This window comes from Oxalicibacterium faecigallinarum (assembly GCF_014635705.1).
Lineage (GTDB): Bacteria > Pseudomonadota > Gammaproteobacteria > Burkholderiales > Burkholderiaceae_D > Oxalicibacterium > Oxalicibacterium faecigallinarum.
This window is the reverse complement of sequence record NZ_BMDI01000002.1, coordinates 441,709-463,647: the sequence shown is the minus strand read 5'-3', so window position 1 is coordinate 463,647 and position 21,939 is coordinate 441,709. Positions and strand designations below refer to the sequence as shown.

At 55.2% G+C, this 21,939-nt stretch carries 22 protein-coding genes; 11 read left to right on the top strand and 11 right to left on the bottom strand.

Annotated elements, in window-relative coordinates:
• Positions 1–104 precede the first annotated feature (104 nt).
• Positions 105–986, top strand: a complete 882-nt coding sequence (locus IEV29_RS12240) for a proteasome-type protease (protein ID WP_188381570.1) — start codon at positions 105–107, stop codon at positions 984–986.
• A 58-nt stretch (positions 987–1,044) separates the two neighbouring features.
• Here the strand turns inward: IEV29_RS12240 and IEV29_RS12235 are convergent, their stop codons facing one another.
• Together IEV29_RS12235 and purM are read right to left on the bottom strand one after the other, a co-directional pair.
• Positions 1,045–1,743: a glutamine amidotransferase gene (locus IEV29_RS12235; protein WP_188381569.1), complete on the bottom strand. Its 699-nt coding sequence runs from the start codon at positions 1,741–1,743 to the stop codon at positions 1,045–1,047.
• Between the two features lie 93 nt (positions 1,744–1,836).
• Positions 1,837–2,880, bottom strand: coding sequence for a phosphoribosylformylglycinamidine cyclo-ligase (purM, locus tag IEV29_RS12230; RefSeq protein ID WP_188381568.1), 1,044 nt, complete (start codon positions 2,878–2,880; stop codon positions 1,837–1,839).
• Positions 2,881–3,186: 306 nt separating this feature from the next.
• Between purM and hda the strand changes: the two genes are divergently transcribed.
• From hda to panB, 7 genes are read left to right on the top strand one after another with little or no spacing between them, the layout of a single operon-like run.
• Positions 3,187–3,858 carry a DnaA regulatory inactivator Hda gene (gene hda / locus IEV29_RS12225; protein ID WP_188381567.1) on the top strand — a complete coding sequence of 224 codons (672 nt, stop codon included), beginning with the start codon at positions 3,187–3,189 and terminating at the stop codon, positions 3,856–3,858.
• 58 nt (positions 3,859–3,916) lie between these two features.
• Positions 3,917–4,591: a histidinol-phosphatase gene (locus tag IEV29_RS12220; RefSeq protein ID WP_188381566.1), complete on the top strand. Its 675-nt coding sequence runs from the start codon at positions 3,917–3,919 to the stop codon at positions 4,589–4,591.
• Positions 4,588–6,000 carry a polynucleotide adenylyltransferase PcnB gene (gene pcnB, locus IEV29_RS12215; RefSeq protein ID WP_188381565.1) on the top strand — a complete coding sequence of 471 codons (1,413 nt, stop codon included), beginning with the start codon at positions 4,588–4,590 and terminating at the stop codon, positions 5,998–6,000. The genes IEV29_RS12220 and pcnB overlap by 4 nt, the downstream gene beginning before the upstream one ends.
• Positions 5,997–6,479 (top strand): 2-amino-4-hydroxy-6-hydroxymethyldihydropteridine diphosphokinase, encoded by a 483-nt coding sequence (folK, locus tag IEV29_RS12210; protein WP_188381564.1) that lies wholly within the window; start codon positions 5,997–5,999, stop codon positions 6,477–6,479. Before pcnB ends, folK begins: the two co-directional genes overlap by 4 nt.
• Before the next feature lie 36 nt (positions 6,480–6,515).
• Positions 6,516–6,863, top strand: a complete 348-nt coding sequence (locus tag IEV29_RS12205; RefSeq protein WP_229726378.1) for a DMT family protein — start codon at positions 6,516–6,518, stop codon at positions 6,861–6,863.
• A gap of 34 nt (positions 6,864–6,897) precedes the next feature.
• Positions 6,898–7,539 (top strand): deoxynucleoside kinase, encoded by a 642-nt coding sequence (locus IEV29_RS12200; RefSeq protein ID WP_188381563.1) that lies wholly within the window; start codon positions 6,898–6,900, stop codon positions 7,537–7,539.
• Between the two features lie 2 nt (positions 7,540–7,541).
• The gene (gene panB / locus IEV29_RS12195; protein ID WP_188381562.1) at positions 7,542–8,366 is read left to right on the top strand and encodes a 3-methyl-2-oxobutanoate hydroxymethyltransferase; all 825 of its coding nucleotides are present in this window, start codon (positions 7,542–7,544) and stop codon (positions 8,364–8,366) included.
• A 62-nt stretch (positions 8,367–8,428) separates the two neighbouring features.
• Here panB and ypfJ read toward each other — a convergent pair whose 3' ends face one another.
• The 8 genes from ypfJ to IEV29_RS12155 all read right to left on the bottom strand — a co-directional run bounded on the left by ypfJ (position 8,429) and on the right by IEV29_RS12155 (position 18,834).
• Positions 8,429–9,289: a KPN_02809 family neutral zinc metallopeptidase gene (gene ypfJ, locus IEV29_RS12190; protein WP_188381561.1), complete on the bottom strand. Its 861-nt coding sequence runs from the start codon at positions 9,287–9,289 to the stop codon at positions 8,429–8,431.
• Between the two features lie 120 nt (positions 9,290–9,409).
• A complete protein-coding gene (locus IEV29_RS12185) occupies positions 9,410–10,462 on the bottom strand; it encodes an HD-GYP domain-containing protein (RefSeq protein WP_188381560.1) in 1,053 nt (350 codons plus the stop codon).
• 167 nt (positions 10,463–10,629) lie between these two features.
• Positions 10,630–11,757, bottom strand: a complete 1,128-nt coding sequence (gene dnaJ, locus IEV29_RS12180; RefSeq protein WP_188381559.1) for a molecular chaperone DnaJ — start codon at positions 11,755–11,757, stop codon at positions 10,630–10,632.
• Positions 11,758–11,937: 180 nt separating this feature from the next.
• Positions 11,938–13,884: a molecular chaperone DnaK gene (gene dnaK / locus IEV29_RS12175; RefSeq protein ID WP_188381558.1), complete on the bottom strand. Its 1,947-nt coding sequence runs from the start codon at positions 13,882–13,884 to the stop codon at positions 11,938–11,940.
• A 131-nt stretch (positions 13,885–14,015) separates the two neighbouring features.
• The gene (gene grpE, locus IEV29_RS12170) at positions 14,016–14,564 is read right to left on the bottom strand and encodes a nucleotide exchange factor GrpE (RefSeq protein WP_188381557.1); all 549 of its coding nucleotides are present in this window, start codon (positions 14,562–14,564) and stop codon (positions 14,016–14,018) included.
• Positions 14,565–14,977: 413 nt separating this feature from the next.
• On the bottom strand, positions 14,978–16,084 hold the full coding sequence (hemH, locus tag IEV29_RS12165; RefSeq protein ID WP_188381556.1) for a ferrochelatase: 1,107 nt from the start codon (positions 16,082–16,084) through the stop codon (positions 14,978–14,980).
• 74 nt (positions 16,085–16,158) lie between these two features.
• Complete coding sequence (gene recN, locus IEV29_RS12160) at positions 16,159–17,808, bottom strand: DNA repair protein RecN (RefSeq protein WP_188381555.1); 1,650 nt, start codon at positions 17,806–17,808, stop codon at positions 16,159–16,161.
• Between the two features lie 108 nt (positions 17,809–17,916).
• Positions 17,917–18,834 carry an NAD kinase gene (locus IEV29_RS12155; RefSeq protein ID WP_188381554.1) on the bottom strand — a complete coding sequence of 306 codons (918 nt, stop codon included), beginning with the start codon at positions 18,832–18,834 and terminating at the stop codon, positions 17,917–17,919.
• Positions 18,835–18,922: 88 nt separating this feature from the next.
• Between IEV29_RS12155 and IEV29_RS12150 the strand changes: the two genes are divergently transcribed.
• Both IEV29_RS12150 and hrcA read left to right on the top strand, forming a co-directional pair.
• Positions 18,923–19,624: an HAD family hydrolase gene (locus IEV29_RS12150; RefSeq protein WP_229726377.1), complete on the top strand. Its 702-nt coding sequence runs from the start codon at positions 18,923–18,925 to the stop codon at positions 19,622–19,624.
• Positions 19,625–19,752: 128 nt separating this feature from the next.
• Positions 19,753–20,781 carry a heat-inducible transcriptional repressor HrcA gene (hrcA, locus tag IEV29_RS12145; protein ID WP_188381553.1) on the top strand — a complete coding sequence of 343 codons (1,029 nt, stop codon included), beginning with the start codon at positions 19,753–19,755 and terminating at the stop codon, positions 20,779–20,781.
• A gap of 103 nt (positions 20,782–20,884) precedes the next feature.
• On the opposite strand, the gene fur is transcribed toward hrcA, so the two are convergent.
• Positions 20,885–21,313, bottom strand: coding sequence for a ferric iron uptake transcriptional regulator (gene fur, locus IEV29_RS12140; RefSeq protein WP_188381552.1), 429 nt, complete (start codon positions 21,311–21,313; stop codon positions 20,885–20,887).
• Positions 21,314–21,389: 76 nt separating this feature from the next.
• On the opposite strand from fur, the gene IEV29_RS12135 reads away from it, so the two are divergent.
• The gene (locus IEV29_RS12135; protein ID WP_229726376.1) at positions 21,390–21,935 is read left to right on the top strand and encodes an outer membrane protein assembly factor BamE; all 546 of its coding nucleotides are present in this window, start codon (positions 21,390–21,392) and stop codon (positions 21,933–21,935) included.
• Positions 21,936–21,939: the final 4 nt, after the last annotated feature.

Genomic DNA, 21,939 nt, shown 5'->3' with positions numbered 1-21,939 from the left:
ACATCATTTTCCCACTCGCAACAGAACGTTTTCTTACAAGGCTTCGGCCAACGTCGATACCCTGTTTCCTGTAAAATCGGCGTTTTGCTTTTTCACTTTTCACCATGACTTATTGTGTTGCGATGCGCCTGAATTCGGGGCTGGTTTTTCTGTCCGATTCGCGCACTAACGCTGGCGTCGATCACATCGGTACATTCCGCAAAATGAATGTGTTCGAAACACCTGGCGACCGCATGATGGTGATGATGACGGCAGGCAATCTGTCGATCTCGCAGTCGGTCCGTCAAATTATTGCGGAACACACAACGGCTGCCGGCCGCAATATCTGGAATGCGACATCCATGTATGAAGCCGCCCAAATCGTCGGCGAAGCGATTCGCATGGTGCATGATCGCGATGCCGAAACGCTGGAACAGTTTGGCATCGACTTCAACGTCAGCATGATTTTTGGTGGACAGATCAAGGGCGAGCGCTGCCGCTTGTTTCAGATGTATTCCGCCGGCAATTTCATCGAATCGCACGACGAAAACACCTATTTCCAGATCGGCGAATCCAAGTACGGCAAGCCGATTCTCGATCGTATCATCACGCCGGAGACACCCCTCGACGAAGCCGCCAAGTGCGCGCTGATATCGATGGATTCGACCTTGCGCTCTAATATTTCCGTCGGTCTGCCGCTTGATATGCTGCTGTATGAAACCGATACGCTGGCCGTCACCCGCTTTGTCACCATCGACGAACAAAATCAGTATTTCCAGATGATACGGAACACCTGGGGCAAGCAATTGCGCGCTGTGTTTGAAAGCATCGATGATCCGGTCTGGAATGCAGCCCCGGATCAGGCCGTCAATGTCTTGTCGACGGTGGGTCAGAAAAGTCAGCCACTACGCATCAAACCGCCTGCCCAGTTTGGGATTCCTGCCGGTACACCAGCGCCTTTGCAAACATTGGCACAAGACGAAGAAGGTAATCATCAACAACATTGATGAACCTGGGAACATAAAAAACGGCTGCCGCGGCAGCCGTTTTTCTTAATGCAACAGGTCAGGCAAGTGCCCGTTGCAACCACGTTTCAAAAACCTTGAGTGCGACCTCCTGCAACTGTGGGCCGAGTCGTTGTGCTTCTGCCCGCAGTACATTCGGATCGATACCCGCCTGAGAAAGCTCGCTCGCATGACCAACCAGCCATTGTTCGATACGCGCGGTATCCGCTTCCAGATGGCATTGCAAACCCAAAACCGTGCTGCCGACAGAAAACGCCTGATGCTTGCCCACACTGGTTAAGGCCAGATGATCGGCACCGGCAGGGATATCGAACTGATCGCCATGCCAGTGCAATACCGGCACGTCGTTCAGCAAGGCCAGCGGTGACTGCTGCCCTTGTGCTGTCAGCGTCAGCGGCGAAAAACCGATTTCCTTCACGCCCATCGGATACACCCTGGCACCGAGCGCTCGTGCCATGAACTGCGCACCCAGACAAATGCCGAGCATTGCACGGCCACTAGCCAGACGCGCCTTCACCATCGCCATTTCTTGCGTCACAAACGGATGGATCGCGTCGTCGAAGGCGCCAATCGGCCCACCCAACACCACCATCAAATCCGGTGCGACGACATCAAGATGATCCAAATTGTCGATTGTCGGATCAATGTAGCGAATCTCGTAACCACGCGCACGCAACCAGGGTTCGAAAATACCCAGATCTTCAAAATGCACATGTCGCACTGCCAGTACTGTCTTCATTCCGTTTCTTTTCCCAATCAACGATTGCTTCACCTGAAAACAAAAAAGGCCACAACGCGTCGCGCTGCGGCCTTTTCCTGAATCCTTTCAAACTCAGACAACGATGGTCTGTGCCTGACCTTGTTCACGTTCACGAATTTCACCGATGCGCATGACCGTCTCGCCTGCCGCAGTCAGTTGTGCCATCGCAGCATCTGCATTTTCCTTCGCCACGATCACCGTCATGCCGATACCGCAGTTGAAGACGCGATGCATTTCCGCGTCGGCGACATTGCCATGCTCTTGCAACCATGTGAACAACGGCGGCATGGTCCATGCATCCTTTTGCAACACGGCAGTCAGGTTGTCCTGCAAGACACGCGGAATGTTTTCAACCAGACCACCGCCGGTGATATGCACCATGCCTTTGACTTCCATGGATGCCATCAGGGCCAGCAATGGTTTGACATAGATGCGGGTTGGCTGCATCAATACGTCGGCCAGCTTGCGACCGTGGAAATCACCATTCAGATCAGGATTGGCACGCTCGATGATCTTGCGGACCAGCGAGTAACCGTTGGAGTGGATACCCGAGGAAGCCAGGCCCAGTACAACGTCACCAGGTTTGATTTTGGTGCCGTCGATAATTTTGGATTTTTCAACCGCGCCGACGGCAAAGCCAGCCAGATCGTATTCACCATCCGGATACATGCTTGGCATTTCGGCTGTTTCACCACCAATAAGGGCACAACCCGCCTGTTCGCAGCCCTGTGCGATGCCTTTGATGACATCTGTCGCGCTCGGCACATCCAGTTTGCCGCACGCAAAGTAGTCGAGGAAGAATAGTGGTTCTGCGCCCTGCACCAGAATATCGTTGACGCTCATCGCCACCAGATCGATACCGACCGTGTCATGCTTGTTAAGCATGAACGCCAGTTTGAGCTTGGTGCCAACACCATCCGTACCTGAAACCAGAACAGGCTCCTTGTACTTCTTGCTGATTTCGAACATGGCGCCAAAACCACCGAGACCACCCATCACGCCTTCGCGCATGGTGCGTTTGGCAAACGGCTTGATCGCTTCGACCAGCGCATCGCCGGCATCGATGTCTACGCCGGCATCGCGATAGGAAAGAGAAGTGTTGGAAGTGGTACTCATGATTTGAATAGGGACAGATAAATGGACAGTGTGTGCTGACTAGGCATTCCCGGCAGTCGATGCCGCCGGAATCTGCTGCCTTTTTATGCCGCATTGCACCGGACTTGGCTCTATAATCCAGCTTTTGCACGCGGACAGGCGTCGGCAAACCGCTATTTTAGCAAATCAGCCCTCGCATTTCCCTGTATTTCAGGTCAATTTTTTCAAGCCACCTTTCTTGCCAACCATCGAAAAACAACCTCGCGCGATCCTTTTTCCTCGTGCATCGACCGTTTTTCCTCTGTCATTCGAACCGAATTTCCCCGCATGAGGCAGTTGCTACTCGATCTTCCCGCAGACAAACCACAAACACTGGCCTCGTTTGTCACCGGCGCCAATGCCGAGGTCAAACAGCTGTTGCAGCGGATTGAACAGAACCAGGCTGACAGTCTGGACGAGCGTACGGTTTATCTGTGGGGCGAAGCGGGCTCCGGCAAATCACACCTCCTGCAGGCACTGGCCGCTCTGCCGCAGGCACGGCTGATCGATAGCGCCTCCGCCACAAGCGCCTTCGATTACGACCCTGCGGTCCGTTGCTATCTGCTGGATGATGTCGAGCGCCTGTCCGATGACAATCAGATCGCCGCCTTCGCTCTCTTCAATCAGGTTCGGGAACGTGGCGGCAACCTGGTTGCCAGCGGCAATGCCGCGCCGGCAAAGCTGGCGGTACGCGAGGATTTGCGCACGCGTTTTGGCTGGGGCCTGATTTATCAGGTGCACGGCCTCAGCGATGATGAAAAGATTGCGGCATTGACGCAGGCGGCGCAGACACGCGGCCTACCGCTCAACGACGGCGTGTTACCCTACCTGCTGACACATTTTGCCCGCGACATGCGCTCCCTGTCGGCAATGCTGGATGCACTGGATGCCTATTCTCTGGAAACCAAGCGCCCGATTACACTGCCTTTATTGCGTGAACTACTGCAGCGCAATGACTGAATAGCAACGCTTTCAAGCCCATTTTGAGATTTACAACTTCACAACGATTCGATTTTGCATGAACCTCGCCCTGTTTGATCTGGACCACACGCTGCTTCCCATTGATTCCGACCACGAATGGGGTGAATTTCTTGTCCGCAAGGGCGCGGTGGATGAAACTGCCTTTCGTGCACGCAACGACGCTTTCTATGAACAGTACGCCGCTGGCGTGCTCGATCCTGTGGCCTATCTCGAATTTGCACTCGGCACGCTCGCATCCTTTTCCAAGGAAGAACTCGATAACTGGCAGTTGACTTACATGCGCGAAGTGATTGAGCCGCAACTGCTGCCAGCAGCGCACGAACTCGTCAAAAAGCACCAGGATGCCGGCGATCTGGTGGCCATCGTTACCGCCACCAACCGCTTTATCACCGCACCGATTGCGCAAGCACTTGGCGTGGAACATCTGATTGCTGCCGAACCGGAATGCGGCCCGAACGGCTGTCCAACCGGCAAATTGCTGGGCGAGCCAACCTACGGTCCGGGCAAGATCGCTGCGACCAATAACTGGCTTGCCAGCCGCGGGCAAAAGCTGGAAGATTTTCCACGCAGCTGGTTTTACAGCGATTCGCAGAATGATATTCCGCTGATGTCGCTGGTGACCGATCCGGTTGCAACCAACCCGAATGCCAGACTGACTGCCCATGCCCAAGCGCATGGCTGGCCGATCATCCGTCTGTTTGAACAACAATGATCCAGAAATTGATACGCCGGATTCTCGGCACCAAGAAAAAGAATACCGGCGACGGCACACAGCCTGTCGTACTGACAGCCGCCGAGCATCGCATCGACCCCAAGCTGGTGTCGTCCAATGCAATTCGCGTCACCAGCACATTGCAGCAGGCCGGGTTCAAGGCTTTCCTCGTAGGTGGTGCCGTGCGCGACCTGCTGCTCGGTGTCAAACCCAAGGATTTCGATATTGCGACGAACGCCACGCCGGAGCAGGTCAAAAAACTGTTCCGGCGTGCGTTCATCATCGGCCGTCGCTTCCAGATCGTGCATGTGATGTTTGGTCAGGACCTGCTGGAAGTCACTACCTTTCGCGGTACCGCCGTTGATAGCGCACCCAAGGATGAGCACGGTCGCGTATTGCGTGACAACACCTTTGGCGAACAGCACGAGGATGCGCTACGTCGCGACTTTACGATCAATGCGATGTACTACGATCCGGCTTCGCAAACCGTGCTCGATTATCACGGCGGCATGACCGATATTCGCAACAAGACGTTGCGCATCATCGGCGTGCCGGAAGCACGCTATCGCGAAGATCCGGTGCGTCTGCTGCGGGTCGTGCGCTTTGCAGCCAAGCTCAACTTCACCATTGCAGAAGAGACGCGTGCGCCGATTTCCGTCATGGCACCGCTGATCAACAACGTGCCTGCAGCACGTGTATTCGATGAAATGCTCAAGCTGCTGCTGAGCGGTCATGCCCTTGCCTGTCTGCAGCAACTGCGCAAGGAAGGCCTGCATCACGGCCTGCTGCCCTTGCTGGACGTCGTGCTCGAACAGCCGCTCGGCGAAAAATTCGTGCGTCTGGCACTCGAAGCAACCGATGCACGCGTCAAGCAAGGCAAACCCGTGTCACCTGGCTTCCTGTTCGCTTCGCTGCTCTGGCATCAGGTTCTGGAAAAATGGAAGGCGTATCAGGCTGCCGGTGAATACCCGATTCCAGCGCTGCATCTGGCAGCCGACGATGTCTTGAACACGCAAACCGACAAGCTTGCCCTGCAACGCAAGATCGCCACCGACATGCGCGACATCTGGGCCATGCAACCGCGCTTTGATCGTCGCGTCGGCAAGACACCTTACAAGCTGCTTGAACATCAGCGTCTGCGCGCCGGGTATGACTTCCTGCTGCTGCGCTGCGAATCCGGCGAGATCGATCGCGAAATCGGTGACTGGTGGACTGACTTCATTGCTGCCGATGGTGCGGGCCGTGAAGAATTACTGGCGAAAAAGCCTGCACTTAAATCGACTGGCAAGGCCATTGCAGGCGAAACCGATGACGCCGCGCCTGCACCCGCGAAAAAACGTCGTCGCCGTGGCGGCCGCAACCGCAATCGCCAGAACAACGACGCCTCTTCTGCAGACAAAAGCGAATGAGCAAGACAATCGCCTACATCGGCATCGGTGCCAATCTGGGCGATGCACGCGAGACCGTCACACAGGCCATCGATCTGCTTGATCGTCTGCCGCAGACCAGTCTGATCAAGCGCTCCTCGCTGTTTCGGACCGCACCGGTTGATGCCGAGGGCGACGATTACGTCAACGCGGTAGCGCAAATCCGGACCGAACTGCTTCCGCACGATCTACTATTGGCGCTGCTGGATCTGGAGCAACAATTCGGCCGCATGCGCCCTTACATCAATGCCCCGCGCACGCTGGATCTGGATATCTTGCTGTTCGGTGATCAGCATATCGACAGCCCGTCGCTGACCGTACCGCATCCGCGCATGACCATGCGTGCCTTTGTACTGATTCCCTTGCTACAGCTCGACCCATTGCTTCACATCCCGGGGCAAGGCCCCGCACACCAGTTCGTACCCCGCGTCAGCGATCAGGCCATCAGCGTTATTTCCTAGGCACATCGCGACCTTTTCTCTTGCCCCGAGACCATCATGCAAATTCCTGTCTTTGTCCAAACCGTCTTTCTTCTGACGCTGTCCAACATCTTCATGACCTTTGCCTGGTATGGCCATTTGAAGGGATTGCAATCCAAGCCCTGGTGGATAGCCGCACTGATCAGCTGGGGGATCGCCCTATTTGAATACATGTTGCAAGTACCGGCCAATCGTATCGGCTATACCGAGATGAGTCTGGCTCAACTGAAAATCTTGCAGGAAGCGATTACACTCACAGTTTTTGTGCCGTTCGCAATCTTCTTCATGGGACAGCCGTTCAAGCTCGATTACGTATGGGCTGCATTGTGTCTGGTTGGCGCGGTGTATTTCATCTTCCGTTCCTGAACGCGTGACGGCAACCACGCAGCTAGCAAGAGTTATGAATCTGGAAAAATACAAATACGTCGTCGTCGAAGGTGCCATCGGTGCCGGTAAAACAACACTGGCACGCAAACTCGCCGAAAAACTGCAAGCACAAACACTGCTTGAATTGCCGGAAGAGAATCCCTTCCTCGAAAAGTTCTATCGCGATGCGGCACGCTATGCCTTGCCAACACAGATGTTCTTTCTCTTTCAACGCCTGAACCAGTTGCGCGATCTGGCGCAGCCAGATCTGTTCGACGCCCGTATCGTGTCCGACTTCTTGCTCGACAAGGATCCGATCTTTGCACGCCTGACTCTGGGTGACGACGAACTGGCGCTGTACCAGCAGTTGTACGATCATCTGCGCCCACAAGCACCACTGCCTGATCTGGTGATTTATCTGCAGGCAGAACCGGCCACGTTGATTGAGCGCATACGCAAACGCGGTGTTCCGATGGAAGCACCCATCTCGGCCAATTACATTGAAAAACTGTGCGACAGTTACAGCCGCATTTTTTACGACTACGAGGCAGCGCCCTTGCTGATCGTGAACACCGAACATTTGAATCCCATCGACAACGATGAGGACTTCGCGCTGCTGCTGCAACGCATCTCCAACATGCGTGGCAAGCGCGAATTTTTTAGCCTGGGAGAATGAACATGGCCAGCTATCTGCAGGAAAACGAACAACGCACCAAGGCGGTCACGATTCCCTCCCTGTTTGCCATGCGTGAACGCGGCGAAAAAATCACGATGCTGACCGCCTATGACGCCAGCTTTGCCTCCGTAATGGATATGTGCGGCATTGACACCTTGCTGGTCGGCGATTCGCTCGGCATGGTCTGTCAAGGTCACAACTCGACACTCACCGTCACGATTGACGAAGTGGCCTACCATACAGCCAGCGTGGCTCGTGGTAACAAGACCGCCTTGCTGCTGGCAGACATGCCTTTCGGCAGCTACCCTACCCCGGAACAAGCCTTCGCCAACGCCGTCAAACTGGTCCACGCTGGCGCCCAGATGGTCAAGATCGAAGGTGGTGCCTGGGTTGTCGACACGGTGCGTTTTCTGGTTGAGCGGGAAATTCCGGTGTGTGCGCATCTCGGTCTGACCCCCCAATCCGTGCATCGTTTTGGTGGTTACAAGGTACAGGGCAAAACGGCAGAAGCCGCTGCGCAACTCAAGGCTGATGCGCTCGCGTTGCAGGAAGCAGGTGCGTCCTTATTGATTCTGGAAGCGATTCCTGCTGGCGTTGGCAAGGACGTCACGGATGCCTTGCAAATGCCAACAATCGGTATCGGTGCCGGCCCTGACTGCTCTGGCCAGGTATTGGTCATGCACGACATGATCAATGTTTTCCCGGGCAAGAAGGCACGCTTCGTGAAAAATTTCATGGCGGGGCAAAGCAGCATCGAAGGCGCTGTACGCGCTTTCATTCGCGAGGTCAGGGAAGGCACGTTCCCCGCAGCAGAACACTGCTTCTGATCAAGCGATCCCTACAACAATGCCCGCATAAAGCGGGCATTGTTGTATGTACGGACAACGGATCACACCGATTTTTCCGCAAAGGTATTGCATCGATTCAGATCGCCAGTTTCGATCCCGCGCTGGAACCAGCGCATACGCTGCTCCGATGTGCCGTGCGTAAAGGAATCCGGCACGACATAACCCTGCGCCTGCTTTTGCAAGGCATCGTCACCAATCGCGCTCGCCGCCTTCAACGCACTCTCCACATCGCCCTGTTCGAGAATCTGGCGGGCACGATTTGCATGATGTGCCCATACGCCGGCAAAGCAATCCGCCTGCAACTCGACACGGACAGACAAGGCATTGGCCTGACGTTCAGTCAGACTGCGACGCTTTTGCTCCACCTTCTCCATGATGCCCGTGATGTTCTGCACGTGGTGTCCCACTTCATGAGCGATCACATAGGCTTGTGCAAAATCACTGGCCACATGAAAGCGATCACGCATGGTCTGATAGAACGCGAGGTCGATATAAATCTTCTGATCGCCAGGGCAATAGAACGGTCCCGCCGCCGTATCGCCGGTACCGCATGCGGTCGGTGTGCGACCGGTAAAAAGCACCAGTCGCGGTTGCTGATACGTGCCACCATTCTCACGGAAAATCGCACCCCAGGTATCTTCGGTATCGGCCAAAACAGTACGTACGAAGCGTGCCATCTGGTCGTTGGCCGGCGTTTCCTGCACAGGTACTTGTGACTGCGTCGATACCGGCCCACCGCTCAGCAAACTCAGGATCGTCATCGGATTAATGCCGAAAACGTAGCCCCCCAGCAAGGCAATCACAATAGTGCCGATGCCGACCGAACGCCCGCCCAATCCGCCGAAACTGCCTCCTCGACGGTCCTCGACGTTATTGCTTTCACGATTGCCTTCCCATTTCATCGCGTGTCCTCCTCTGCAGTCTTGTTCTTGCTGTTCGACCATGGCGAACCCGGAGCAGAATACCGGGAGTCCTCATGCATTTTCTGAGTGTCATTTTGCTGCCGAACGGCAAACCACGCATCAACTATCTGCAAGCATCAGTTCATTTTGCAACGCACGAATCTGCTCCCCCTCCCGCACAAAGACATCGACCAATGCGGGATCAAAACAGATGGATTTGTTCTCGATGATAAAAAAGCGGACCTCTTCCCACGTCCATGCTTTCTTGTAGGGACGTTCAGACGTCAGGGCGTCATAGACATCCGCCAGGCCGACAATACGCGCCTCGACCGCAATCTGCTCGCCACGCAGACCTTGCGGATAGCCTTCCCCATCAAAACGCTCATGATGTGACAAGGCAACTGTCGCGGCTGACCGCAACAGCGGGGAAACGCTATTGGCAAGAATCTCGTAGCCCATTTCGGCGTGTGAACGCATCAGCATTGTTTCACCCGGCGTGAGTTTGCCGTTTTTATTGAGTAACGATGCCGCAATGCCAATCTTGCCGATATCGTGCAACGGAGCGATACGCTCCAGCACCGCAATGTCTGCCTCCGGCAAGCCCATGCCTTGCGCAAGCAATCGGGTATAGCGCCCGACGCGGCGCTCATGTGCGCTCGTCACGGCATCATGAAAATGTGCTAGCCGATCAAAACTGCGCAGCATGTCTTCGTCGCTAAAGCGCAAATTCTGACCGATCTGCTGCATGCTGTGACGCAGCAATCCCAGCTCATCCTGCTCGTCATACTGTTCGCGCGCAACGGCGAGCCAGCGTCGCAGGCGGATCATGGCCTCGACCTCGCACAATGGCAGACGCACACATTCGTCTGCGCCGGACAAAAAGGCTGCCTCGAACATGCCAGTCTCATCCGGCACGGCAATACACAGCGGCAACCGCTCATCCTTGGCACGCACCTGCCGTGCCAACTGCAAGGCATCCACCGCGCCGCCATGCACTGCAAGAACGGCAACGGTCTGCTTGTCAACGCGCAAGGCCTGGACGTCTGAACCGCGCCGGATGCAAACATCTGCAGCGATGCGTAGTAACAGGGTCTCGACGGCAGCGCCCAGCGCGCCATCATCACAAATCAGAACAAGGGAAACGTCATGCGCACTTACAGCAGAATCAGGCATGGGAAAATCAGGAGATAAAAAGCAACCGTGACGATAACGCGATTCGTCCTATCGTGCAGGACGCAAGCAGAAAACAGAAATGACGCATAAAAAACAAAGCCGCTCATCACAACATGAGCGGCTTGTCGTCAAGGCCACATCTTGAACGCGGCCGATCAATTCAATATTTATTCAAAGAATTCCTTGACCTTGTCCTTCCAGGTTTTGGTTTGCGGACTGTGCTTGGAACCACCTTCAATCGTGAGTTGTTCAAACTCACGCAGCAATTCCTTCTGGCGTTCGGTCAAGGTCACTGGCGTTTCGACCACAACATGACAGAACAAATCACCAGCGTAACCAGAGCGCACACCCTTGATGCCCTTGCTACGCAAACGGAAGGTTTTGCCGCTTTGCGTGCCTTCCGGCAACGTGAAAGAGGCCTTGCCGTTCAAGGTGGGCACTTCCACTTCGCCACCCAGTGCGGCCTTGGCAAAAGAGATTGGAATCTCGCAATGCAGATCATCGCCTTCGCGCTGAAACACCGCGTGTTGTTTGATGCGAATCTCGACGTACAGATCACCCGGCGGACCGCCATTCATGCCGGGTTCGCCGTTACCTGACGAACGAATGCGCATCCCGTCATCGATACCGGCAGGAATCTGTACTTCCAGCGTCTTGTTGCGCTTGATCTTGCCGGCACCGCTACAAGTACCGCATGGTGAAGGATTGATCTTGCCGGAACCCTGACATTTCGGACAGGTTTGCAGCACACTGAAGAAACCTTGCTGCATACGCACCTGCCCATGACCACCGCAAGTCGTGCACGTCACCGGTGACGTACCCGGCTTGGCACCGGTGCCATCACAGGTTTCACAACTGTCCCACGACGGTACCCGAATTGTCGTGTCGTAACCATGTGCCGCTTGTTCCAGCGTGATTTCGAGGTTGTAACGCAGATCGGCACCGCGATACACCTGTGGACCACCACGGCCACCACGACCACCTGCAGCCTGACCGAAGATGTCGCCGAAGATATCGCCAAAGGCATCGGCAAAGCCGCCTGCGCCGCCGCCCATGCCTCCCATATTCGGATCGACACCTGCATGCCCATAACGGTCATATGCATCGCGCTTTTGCGGATCGGAGAGCATCTCGTAGGCTTCTTTTGCCTCCTTGAATTTTTCTTCCGCTTCCTTGCTGCCCGGATTGCGATCCGGGTGATGCTTCATCGCGAGTTTGCGATACGCCTTCTTGAGCTCGTCTTCCGATGCACTTTTGCCGACGCCAAGAACTTCGTAAAAATCACGTTTCGCCATCTGTACCTGCCCTGTATTTTCTCTGGTATTACTGCACAGCTATGCATGCAAACGCCGAGTCAGGGTTTTTCAACCGTCGACCCGGCGCGCTTTTGATACTGCCAGCTGTGAACGCTCCAAAACAAACATGGCGCAAACCTTCTTGCGCCATGTTCAGGCGGAAGAGCCGCCTTGCTGCAATTACTTGTCTTTGACTTCCTTGAAGTCTGCGTCAACCACATCGTCCTGCTGTGGCTTGGCTTCTTCCTGCGCACCACCGGCGAAATCTGCACCCGCCGCACCACCGGCTGCTGCCTGTTGTGCCTGCATGTCAGCGTACATTTTTTCGCCCAGCTTCTGCGCAGCGGTCGTCAATGCTGCCGATTTTTCTTCGATTGCAGCCTTGTCGCCATCTTTCAATGCATCTTCAAGATCCTTGATCGCAGCTTCGATCGCTTCTTTTTCGCCAGCTTCCAGCTTGTCGCCATATTCGGTCAGCGACTTGCGGGTCGAGTGCACCAGTGCATCGCCCTGGTTGCGCGCTTCGGCAACTTCCTTGGCGCGTTTATCTTCCTCGGCATTGGCTTCAGCATCCTGCACCATCTTCTGGATTTCCTCTTCGGTCAGACCGGAGTTCGCCTTGATGGTGATCTTGTTTTCCTTGCCGGTTGCCTTGTCTTTCGCGCCGACGTGCAAGATGCCGTTGGCGTCGATGTCGAAGGTCACTTCAATCTGTGGCGTGCCGCGTGCTGCCGGTGGAATGCCTTCCAGATTGAATTCGCCCAGTGCCTTGTTACCGACCGCCATTTCACGCTCGCCCTGGAATACCTTGATGGTCACGGCAGGCTGATTGTCGTCAGCAGTCGAGAACACTTGCGAGAACTTGGTCGGGATCGTGGTGTTCTTCTGGATCATCTTGGTCATCACGCCGCCCAGGGTTTCGATACCCAGCGACAGTGGCGTCACGTCCAGCAACAACAGATCTTTACGGTCGCCAGACAACACCGAACCCTGGATCGCTGCACCCACGGCAACGGCTTCGTCCGGGTTCACGTCCTTGCGTGGCTCCTTGCCAAAGAAGTCCTTCACAGCTTCCTGTACTTTCGGCATACGGGTCTGACCACCGACCAGAATGATGTCATCGATATCGGAAACCTTGACGCCAGCATCCTTGATTGCGGTACGGCAAGGCTCGATCGACTTGGCGATCAGATCTTCAACCAGCGATTCCAGCTTGGCGCGCGTGATTTTCAGATTCAAGTGAACCGGTGCGCCATTTGCCATCGCAATGTACGGCTCGTTGATTTCGGTTTGCTGCGACGACGACAGCTCGATCTTCGCGCGTTCAGCCGATGCCTTGATACGTTGCAGCGCGATCGCGTCTTTCGACAGATCGAGGCCGTTGATCTTCTTGAATTCTTCGATGATGTAGTCGATCAGGCGTTGATCGAAATCTTCACCGCCGAGGAAGGTGTCGCCGTTGGTCGACAGCACTTCAAACTGCATTTCGCCATCGACGTCAGCGATCTCGATGATCGATACGTCAAAGGTACCGCCGCCCAGATCGTACACGGCAATCTTGCGGTCGCCCTTGCCGGTCTTGTCCAGACCGAAAGCCAGTGCTGCCGCGGTTGGTTCGTTGATGATGCGCTTGACGTCCAGACCAGCGATACGGCCTGCATCCTTGGTCGCCTGACGTTGTGCATCGTTGAAGTACGCAGGAACGGTAATGACTGCTTCGGTCACTTCTTCGCCCAGATAGTCTTCTGCGGTTTTCTTCATCTTGCGCAGGACTTCCGCCGAAATTTGTGGCGGCGCCAGTTTTTTGTCGCGCACGGACACCCATGCATCGCCGTTATCGGCCTTGGTGATCTGGTAAGGCATCAGACCGATGTCTTTCTGCACTTCTTTTTCTTCAAACTTGCGGCCGATCAGACGCTTGACTGCGTACAGCGTGTTTTTCGGATTGGTCACGGCCTGACGTTTGGCCGGTGCGCCAATCAGGATCTCGCCATCTTCCTGATAAGCGATGACGGAAGGCGTGGTGCGCGCGCCTTCAGAGTTTTCGATGACTTTCGATTTGCCGCCTTCCATGACTGCGACGCAGGAGTTGGTCGTGCCCAAATCGATACCGATGATTTTGCCCATGATGGTCTTTCCCTTAAATATCTGTAGAACTTGAAACTGTTGAATACGAAAACTGCTTATTCGTACAAAATGGCTGGACACCGCTCAATATGTGGTGAAAATCAGTGCTTTCAAGCCATTTTTTGCTGTTTTTACTGCGCGACGGTTACCAGCGCGGGACGCAGCAACCGGTCGGAAATCATGTAACCCTTTTGCAGCACGGCGACGATGGTGTTCGATTCCTGATCGGCAGGCACCATGGAAATCGCCTGATGCTTCATCGGGTCGAGTTTTTCACCTTGTGCCGGCTTCACTTCCAGCAAACGTCCTTTTTCAAACGCGCCACTCAATTGCTTCAGCGTCATTTCGACGCCTTCCTTCAAGGATTCGATCGTCGGCGTTTCCACCAGCAATGCCATTTCCAGACTGTCCTTGACTGGTACCAGGGCTTCGGCAAAGCCTTCAATCGCAAACTTGTGGGCGCGGGCAATATCGTCCTGCGCACGGCGACGGGCATTTTCCGTCTCTGCCTTGGCGCGTAAAAAGGCGTCTTGCAGCTCCTGCAGCTGCTGCTGCGCCGCTGCCAGCTGTTCTTCCAGTGAAGGCGCCGCGGCAGTGGCTGCCGCAGGTTCGGCAGGCTGTTCAGCCTTCGACGCTTCATCCATTGCTGCCTGTTCGGCGTATTTGTCCTGGTCTTGCATGAAAAAATCTCCAACAATCAAAGAGTTACAGCAACTATTTGTGAACGCAAAAGCGGATACGAATGCCCACATGGGGCTATCCCCCACATTTTCAAGGGATATTCCATGCGAATTGCATGGAATCGATCCGGTTCGGGCAATTGCAAACCCGCGATGATAAAGCGAGCAGCGCGGTTGTTGTTACAAATTTCGCCAGAAAAGGTGCGAAAAGGACTGGATTCCGGAGGGATTGTGTCTAATCTGATGGCAGGGAGGCTGATTTTTGCGGGAAACCGCAAGGAGAGATGCCGTGAAACTGCAACTGATTTCCGCCATGGTCATTGCGTACACTGCCACCGCTGCACTGGTGATTTGTCAGCTCGCACCGTGATGCATCTTTTGGTGCATACAACAGGCAACGCCAGATGAGCGGTTCACTGCGAGGCGCCAAGCCGTGCGGCCGCTTCCCGCGTGATCTGCGCCTGCTCTTCCAGTTCTTCTTTCAAGGCTGGCGTCATCAGCGTCGGCCAGCCAATCATGTGCAACTCCGCCACCTCGGCCATGGCGCGTATCCAGCCGTCATCTTCATTGAGACATGGAATGTAATTGAAATCGGTCCCGCCTGCCTGCAAAAAGTCATGTCGGACTTCCATGGCAATTTCTTCCAGCGTTTCCAGACAATCACTGGTGAATCCCGGACAGATCACATCCAGCTTGCGCACTCCTTCGCGAGCAAGAGCCTGCACGGTCGGCGCAGTGTAGGGTTGTAGCCACTCGGCCTTGCCAAAACGCGACTGGAAGGTCACCAGATATTGTTCGGGCGTCAGACCTAGTGCCTGCGCCAGCAGGCGCGCCGTCTTGTGGCATTCACAGTGATAGGGATCACCGAGCAGCAGCGTACGCTTGGGTACGCCATGAAAACTCATGAGCAATTTCTCGGGCCGCCCATTCAGCTCCCAGTGGGCGAGCACCGATTTGCGCAGTGCCTCGATGTAGGCCTCATGGTCGTGGTAATGCTTGATGAAGCGCAGTTCCGGCACATTGCGTTCACTGCGGTAATGCGCAAACACGGCATCAAAAATCGAAGCAGTCGTCGTTCCCGAATACTGCGGATAGGCAGGCAGAATCAGAATGCGGTCACACCCCTCTTCCTTCAACTGTCGCAGGATCGACGGCAACGATGGATTACCGTAACGCATGGCGTACACCACACGCACCTTGTGACCACGTTCGCCCAGATAACCGGACAGCAGACGCGCCTGTTTTTCTGTATGTACCTTGAGTGGCGAACCTTCATCCGACCAGATGGAATCGTACTTCTTCGCCGACTGGCCCGAACGAAATGGCAGGATGACCAGATGCAAAATCCACCACCAGATCGCACGCGGGATCTCGACTACACGCGGATCGGACAAAAACTGCTTGAGATAACGCCGCACGGCAGATGTGGTGGGCGCGTCAGGCGTACCCAGATTGACCAGTACGACAGCAGTCTTGGGCAACTTGCCATGTGTATGGACGGGCTCGGAACGATAGGACATGGCGATTTGTTCTTCTTGTTGTCGTGAGGAGGAAATCAGCAAAGGCGAAAGCCACCTTTGCGCATTCAGACCACTCAGCTTGCCAGCAGTTCACGCGCATGCGAGCGCGTGGTTGCCGTGATTTCGATACCACCCAGCATGCGGGCGATTTCCTCGACGCGTGCATTGTTATCCAGCGCCACAATCGATGACACGGTACGACCATCGCTATTGCGCTTGCTGACTTCAAAATGCTGATTGGCCTGACTGGCAACCTGCGGCAAGTGCGTGACGCACAATACCTGACGGTCTTGTCCGAGCTTGCGCAGCAAACGGCCAACGACTTCCGCCACACCACCACCAATACCGCTATCGACTTCATCGAAAATCAAGGTCGGGGTTGCGGTTGCACTGGAGGTAATCACCGAAATTGCCAGCGCGATCCGGGCCAGTTCACCGCCCGACGCGACCTTGGCAAGCGAACGTGGCGTCGTACCGGCATGACCTGCCACCAGAAATTCCACCTGCTCCAGGCCATACGAAGCCGGTTCGCACGCGTGCAGCGCGATATCGAATCGACCGCCACTCATGCTGAGCTCCTGCATGGCCGCTGTCACTGATGTTGCCAGCGCCTTGGCGGCCTTGGTACGCGCTTTGGACAGCTTTTGTGCCGCACTCATGTACACCGCTCTGCGCTTTTCTTCCTTCTCGCGCAAGGCGTCCAGATCGCTGGCATCGGCCAGTTGCTGTAACTGCGCCGACAAGGTATCGAACTCCTGCGGCAACAAATCGGCATCGACATGAAACTTGCGTGCCGCAGCATGCAGGTCTTCCATACGTCGTTCAACCTGCTGCAGGCGCGCCGGATCAAGCTCGACTCGCCCCAGATAGTCGTTCAGCGCATAGACCGCTTCCTGCAACTGGATGCGCGCGGGCTCCAGCACGTCCAGAACCGGTTGCAAAGCAGGATCCAGATCAACCAGTTTGCCTAAACGGCTGTTCAGGGACGAGAGTTGCGACAGCATCGGCGCCGCGTCGGATTCGGAAATCAGATTCAAGGCGTCCTGCGCACCTTCGATCAAGGTGGCAGCATGCGACAGTCGGCTGTGTTCCTGCGAAACATCTGACCACTCACCCGGTTTGGCTGCCAGCTTCTCCAATTCGCCGACCTGCCATTCAAGACGTTCCCGCTCGAGCAGCACGTTACGCGCATTGGCTTCGAATTCCTCACGCTGCTTGGCCAAGGCGCGCCAGCTTTTGAAAGCCTCGGCAACCGCCCGCACCTCTTCCTGCAAACCCGCCTGATTGTCGAGCAACACACGTTGCGCATCCGCCTTCAGCAGAGACTGATGGGCGTGCTGTCCATGAATATCAACCAGCTGCTCACCCAGTTCACGCAATTGCGCCGCCGTGGCGGCCACGCCGTTTATGAACGCCTTGGAGCGCCCTGCACTGTCGATGACGCGGCGCAATAACACGCCACCTTCTTCGCTACCACATTCATTCTCTGCAAGCCATGCGTCGAGTTCCGGACTGCCTGAAAACTCGGCTGTGATATCCGCCTTGGCTGCACCTTCGCGTATGACGCTGGCATCACCGCGCCCGCCGAGCGCCAGTGCCAGCGCATCAATCAGAATGGATTTTCCCGCACCGGTTTCGCCTGTAAAGACAGAAAAACCGGCGGAGAAATCCAGCTCGATGGAATCGACAATGACAAAATCGCGAATCGAAAGCGTGCGCAACATGGAGAGTAAACCGCCTTGTGTCCCTGTTCATCGCAACCTTACCCGGCCACGATCAACACCTCGGATGTCATGAAAAAAACGACGGTCAGCGACCGTCGCATGATGCAATTATTTTAACCGGCCTTCTACAGACGGATATTCGTTCCAGTGCAGTTTCTCTCGCAAGGTGTCGTAGTAATTCCAGCCTTGCGGATGCAGGAAGGTCACCACATGTTCGGAGCGCCTGATGATAATGCGGTCGTTGTGCTGCAAACGCGCTACCGACTGCATATCGAAATTGATATTGGCCTCACGACCGCCCATCACTTCGATCATGATCTCGCTGGAATCCGGCACCACGATCGGACGATTCGACAAGGCGTGGGGGGCAATCGGCACCATGGCAAAGCCCTTGACACTCGGCTGCAGGATCGGCCCGCCGGCAGACAGCGAATAGGCAGTGGAACCGGTTGGCGTTGCCACGATCAGGCCATCCGAACGCTGGTTGTACATGAAGTTGCCATCTACCTCGACATGCAATTCGATCATGCCGGAACCGGAGCCGCGCGACAGCACCACATCATTCAGTGCCAGCGTGTGGTTCATGATGCTGCCTTCACGCATGATCACGCCATCCAACAGCGTGCGATGCTCGGACACCGCCGAACCATTGAGCATCTCCTGCAGCATCGGCATCATGCGATCGAGCGAGACATCGGTCATGAACCCGAGACGTCCCTGATTGACACCGATCAGCGGCACATCAAACGGTGCCAGTTGACGCGCGATGCCCAGCATGGTGCCGTCACCGCCAACGATGATGGCTGCATCGGCGGTTTCACCGATCTCACGCAAGGACATGGACTCGAAACCGGTGATCGAAAAATTCTGCACGGTTTCGGATTCAAACAGGACTCGACGCCCGGTTGTTACCAGACATTCGGCAATTTGCAGCAGGGACTGCGCGGTACCACCAGCCATGTGCTTGCCAAAAATGGCAATGGTCTGGAAACGCGGCAAGGGAGCAAGAGAAGTGGTAGGCGACATGATGCAGCAGATTAGACCATAATTTAACTTCCGATTGCACTCCAGCCAGCAGCATTTATTGAAATCACGGGACCGTGTCGTCACGCCCATGCAACGTATGCATTCCACCACCATCAAAGCCGTTTTATTCGATCTTGACGATACGCTGTGGCCGCTCGACGCCGTGATCAAACGCGCCGAGCGCGTCTTGTATGATTGGCTGACTGTCCACACTCCACGCCTTACCCGACAATTCACGCTGGAAGGCTTGCGGTCGTTACGCGCGGAGATACTGCCAACCGACCCACGCTATCGCTACGATCTGTGGTCGTTACGCCATGCCACGCTGCTGCGCGCCTGCGCAGAATGTGATGAAAATGGTGACCGCATGCTGGAAGCCATGGCCGTTTTTTCGGAAGCACGCAGCACGGTCACGCCATTCGATGATGTAGCGCCGGGCCTGCAAACACTTGGACAACGCTACCTGCTGGGGTCGATTTCCAACGGTTTTGCCGATCTGCACGCGATCGGCCTGGCACATCACTTCCAAACCTCGCTGGCAGCCCACCAGTTTGGTGCCGCCAAACCGGATGCCTCGATTTTTCTGGCGGCGTGCGACGCGTTGCAGGTTTTGCCGCAGGAAGCGCTGTATGTCGGTGACGATCCGCATCTGGATGTGGAAGGCGCACAGAACGCCGGTTTGCATGCTGGCTGGATGAATCGCTTTGATCGCCCTTTTCCGCAAGCCATTACGCCGTCTGCACAATTCACCAACCTGCACGACATTGACAAATGGCTGCAGTCAAACTGAATTGTCAGGCAGACATTTTGCATATCTGCCATTGAGATTGGCCGCCATGACAATATGTGCAGGATGTTACGGTCAGATGGCCAAGCGGCTTGCCGTACGGCATTGCGAGTATTTACAATACGCTCATCATGCAACTCGATAATCGCGCCCAAACTCTGCTGAAAGCTCTCGTCGAACGCTATATTGCGGACGGGCAGCCGGTCGGCTCGCGCGAACTGTCGCGGATTTCCGGACTGGATTTGTCACCTGCCACGATACGTAATGTCATGGCCGATCTGGAAAATCTGGGGTTCGTTGCCAGCCCGCACACCTCGGCCGGACGCATTCCCACGCCACGCGGTTACCGCGTTTTCGTCGATACCTTGCTGACAGTGCAACCGATTGATCACAGCAATGTCGAGTCGCGCCTGCAATCCTCGCTGCAATCAGGTTCGTCGCAAAAAGTCATTTCGAATGCGGCGCAGATTTTGTCATCGCTGTCCGAATTTGCCGGCATTGTCATGACGCCGCGCCGCGAATCGGTATTCCAGCACATCGATTTTTTACGTCTGTCCGAGAAACGCATTCTGCTCGTGATCGTCGGCCCGACCGGCGATGTGCAGAACCGCCTGCTTTTAACCGAAGTCGATTACACGCCGTCACAACTGATTCAGGCTGCCAACTACATCAATCAGAACTACGGTGGATTGAGCTTCGATGAGGTCAAACTGCGCCTGCAAAATGAATTGCAGCAGTTGCGCGATGACATGACCAACCTAATGCAGGTTGCCGTTGAAGCTGGGAGTGACGCCATGAATGACAATAGCGACGACGTGGTGATTTCCGGCGAGCGCAATCTGCTGAGCGTCAACGATCTGTCATCCAACATGGCTTCTTTGCGCAAGCTGTTTGAGCTGTTTGAGCAGAAGACGAGCCTGATGCAATTGCTGGATACATCCAACAAGGCGAGCGGCGTTCAGATTTTCATCGGCGGCGAATCCAATCTGGTGCCGATGGATCATATGAGCGTCGTGACGTCGCCCTACACCGTCAATGGCAAGGTTGTTGGCACTCTGGGCGTGATCGGGCCCACACGCATGGCGTATGAGCGCGTGATCCCGCTTGTCGACATCACGGCCAAATTGCTGTCAAACGCACTCAGTCATTCAAACCCCTGATCAGCAAATAATATCGACCCAACAAAAAAGCCACGCTCCTTTATCAGAACGTGGCTTTTTTACATCCAACCCGTTACTGACGGGCCGAATTGGTTGGCAGCAACTACTTCTTGGCAGTTTTCTGGCAAGCCTTGCAGTGACCATACAATGCAAGTGCGTGATCGGCAATCTCAAAGCCATATTGCTTGGCGATGCTTTCCTGACGCTTTTCGATTTCTTCATCGAAGAATTCTTCTACCTTGCCGCAATCCAGGCAAACCAGATGGTCGTGATGCGAACCCTCGTTGAGTTCGAACACGGCCTTGCCGGTTTCGAAATGATTACGCTGCAGAATGCCGGCCTGTTCGAACTGGGTCAGCACACGATAGACCGTCGCCAGACCAACGTCCAGATTGTCCGCCAGCAGCATCTTGTAGACGTCTTCTGCGCTCAGGTGACGTACCTTGGCATTCTGGAAGATGTCGAGAATCTTCAGGCGGGGCAGCGTCGCCTTAAGGCCGCTGGCTTTGAGTTCGGATGGATTGTTAGGCATGTTCTTGGTCATAATAAGGATATCTGCCTTATCATATAGCGTTTTCATACAATTGCTCAACCGCCCGAGATTCCTTATGCAAATCCTGCCTTTCCGATCCGGCCGCTCGCCGGCTGTTGTCAGCGCGCTGTGCCTGACACTGGCTGCGCTCGTTTCCGGCTGTGCGTCCAAAAAGAATCCCTTGATCGAGGAAGAGGCGCCGGCCTCCCAGGCTGCCCGACCTGCAGCAGACGCCCCAAAATCGGAGAGCGATGCCAAGGCAGCAACTGCCAGTGGCGTGCAAACCATCCAGCAAAAACGTTTCCTCGGCTTTTTGCGTCCTTACCGTCCGGACATTCAGCAAGGCAATTTCGTGTCGAAGGAAATGGTTGCGCAGCTACAACCTGGCATGAGCCGCGATCAGGTGGTTTTTCTGCTGGGTACGCCGCTGCTGACCGACATTTTCCACGCAGATCGCTGGGATTATTCGTTCCGTCTGCAAAAGGGCAATGGCGAAATCACGACCAGTCATGTAACCGTCTATTTCCAGAATAACGTCGTGTCACGCTATGAAGGCGGCAACGATCTGCCGACCGAACAGGATTACCTTGATCGCATTGCCGACAAAGCCAAGAAAAAATAATCTC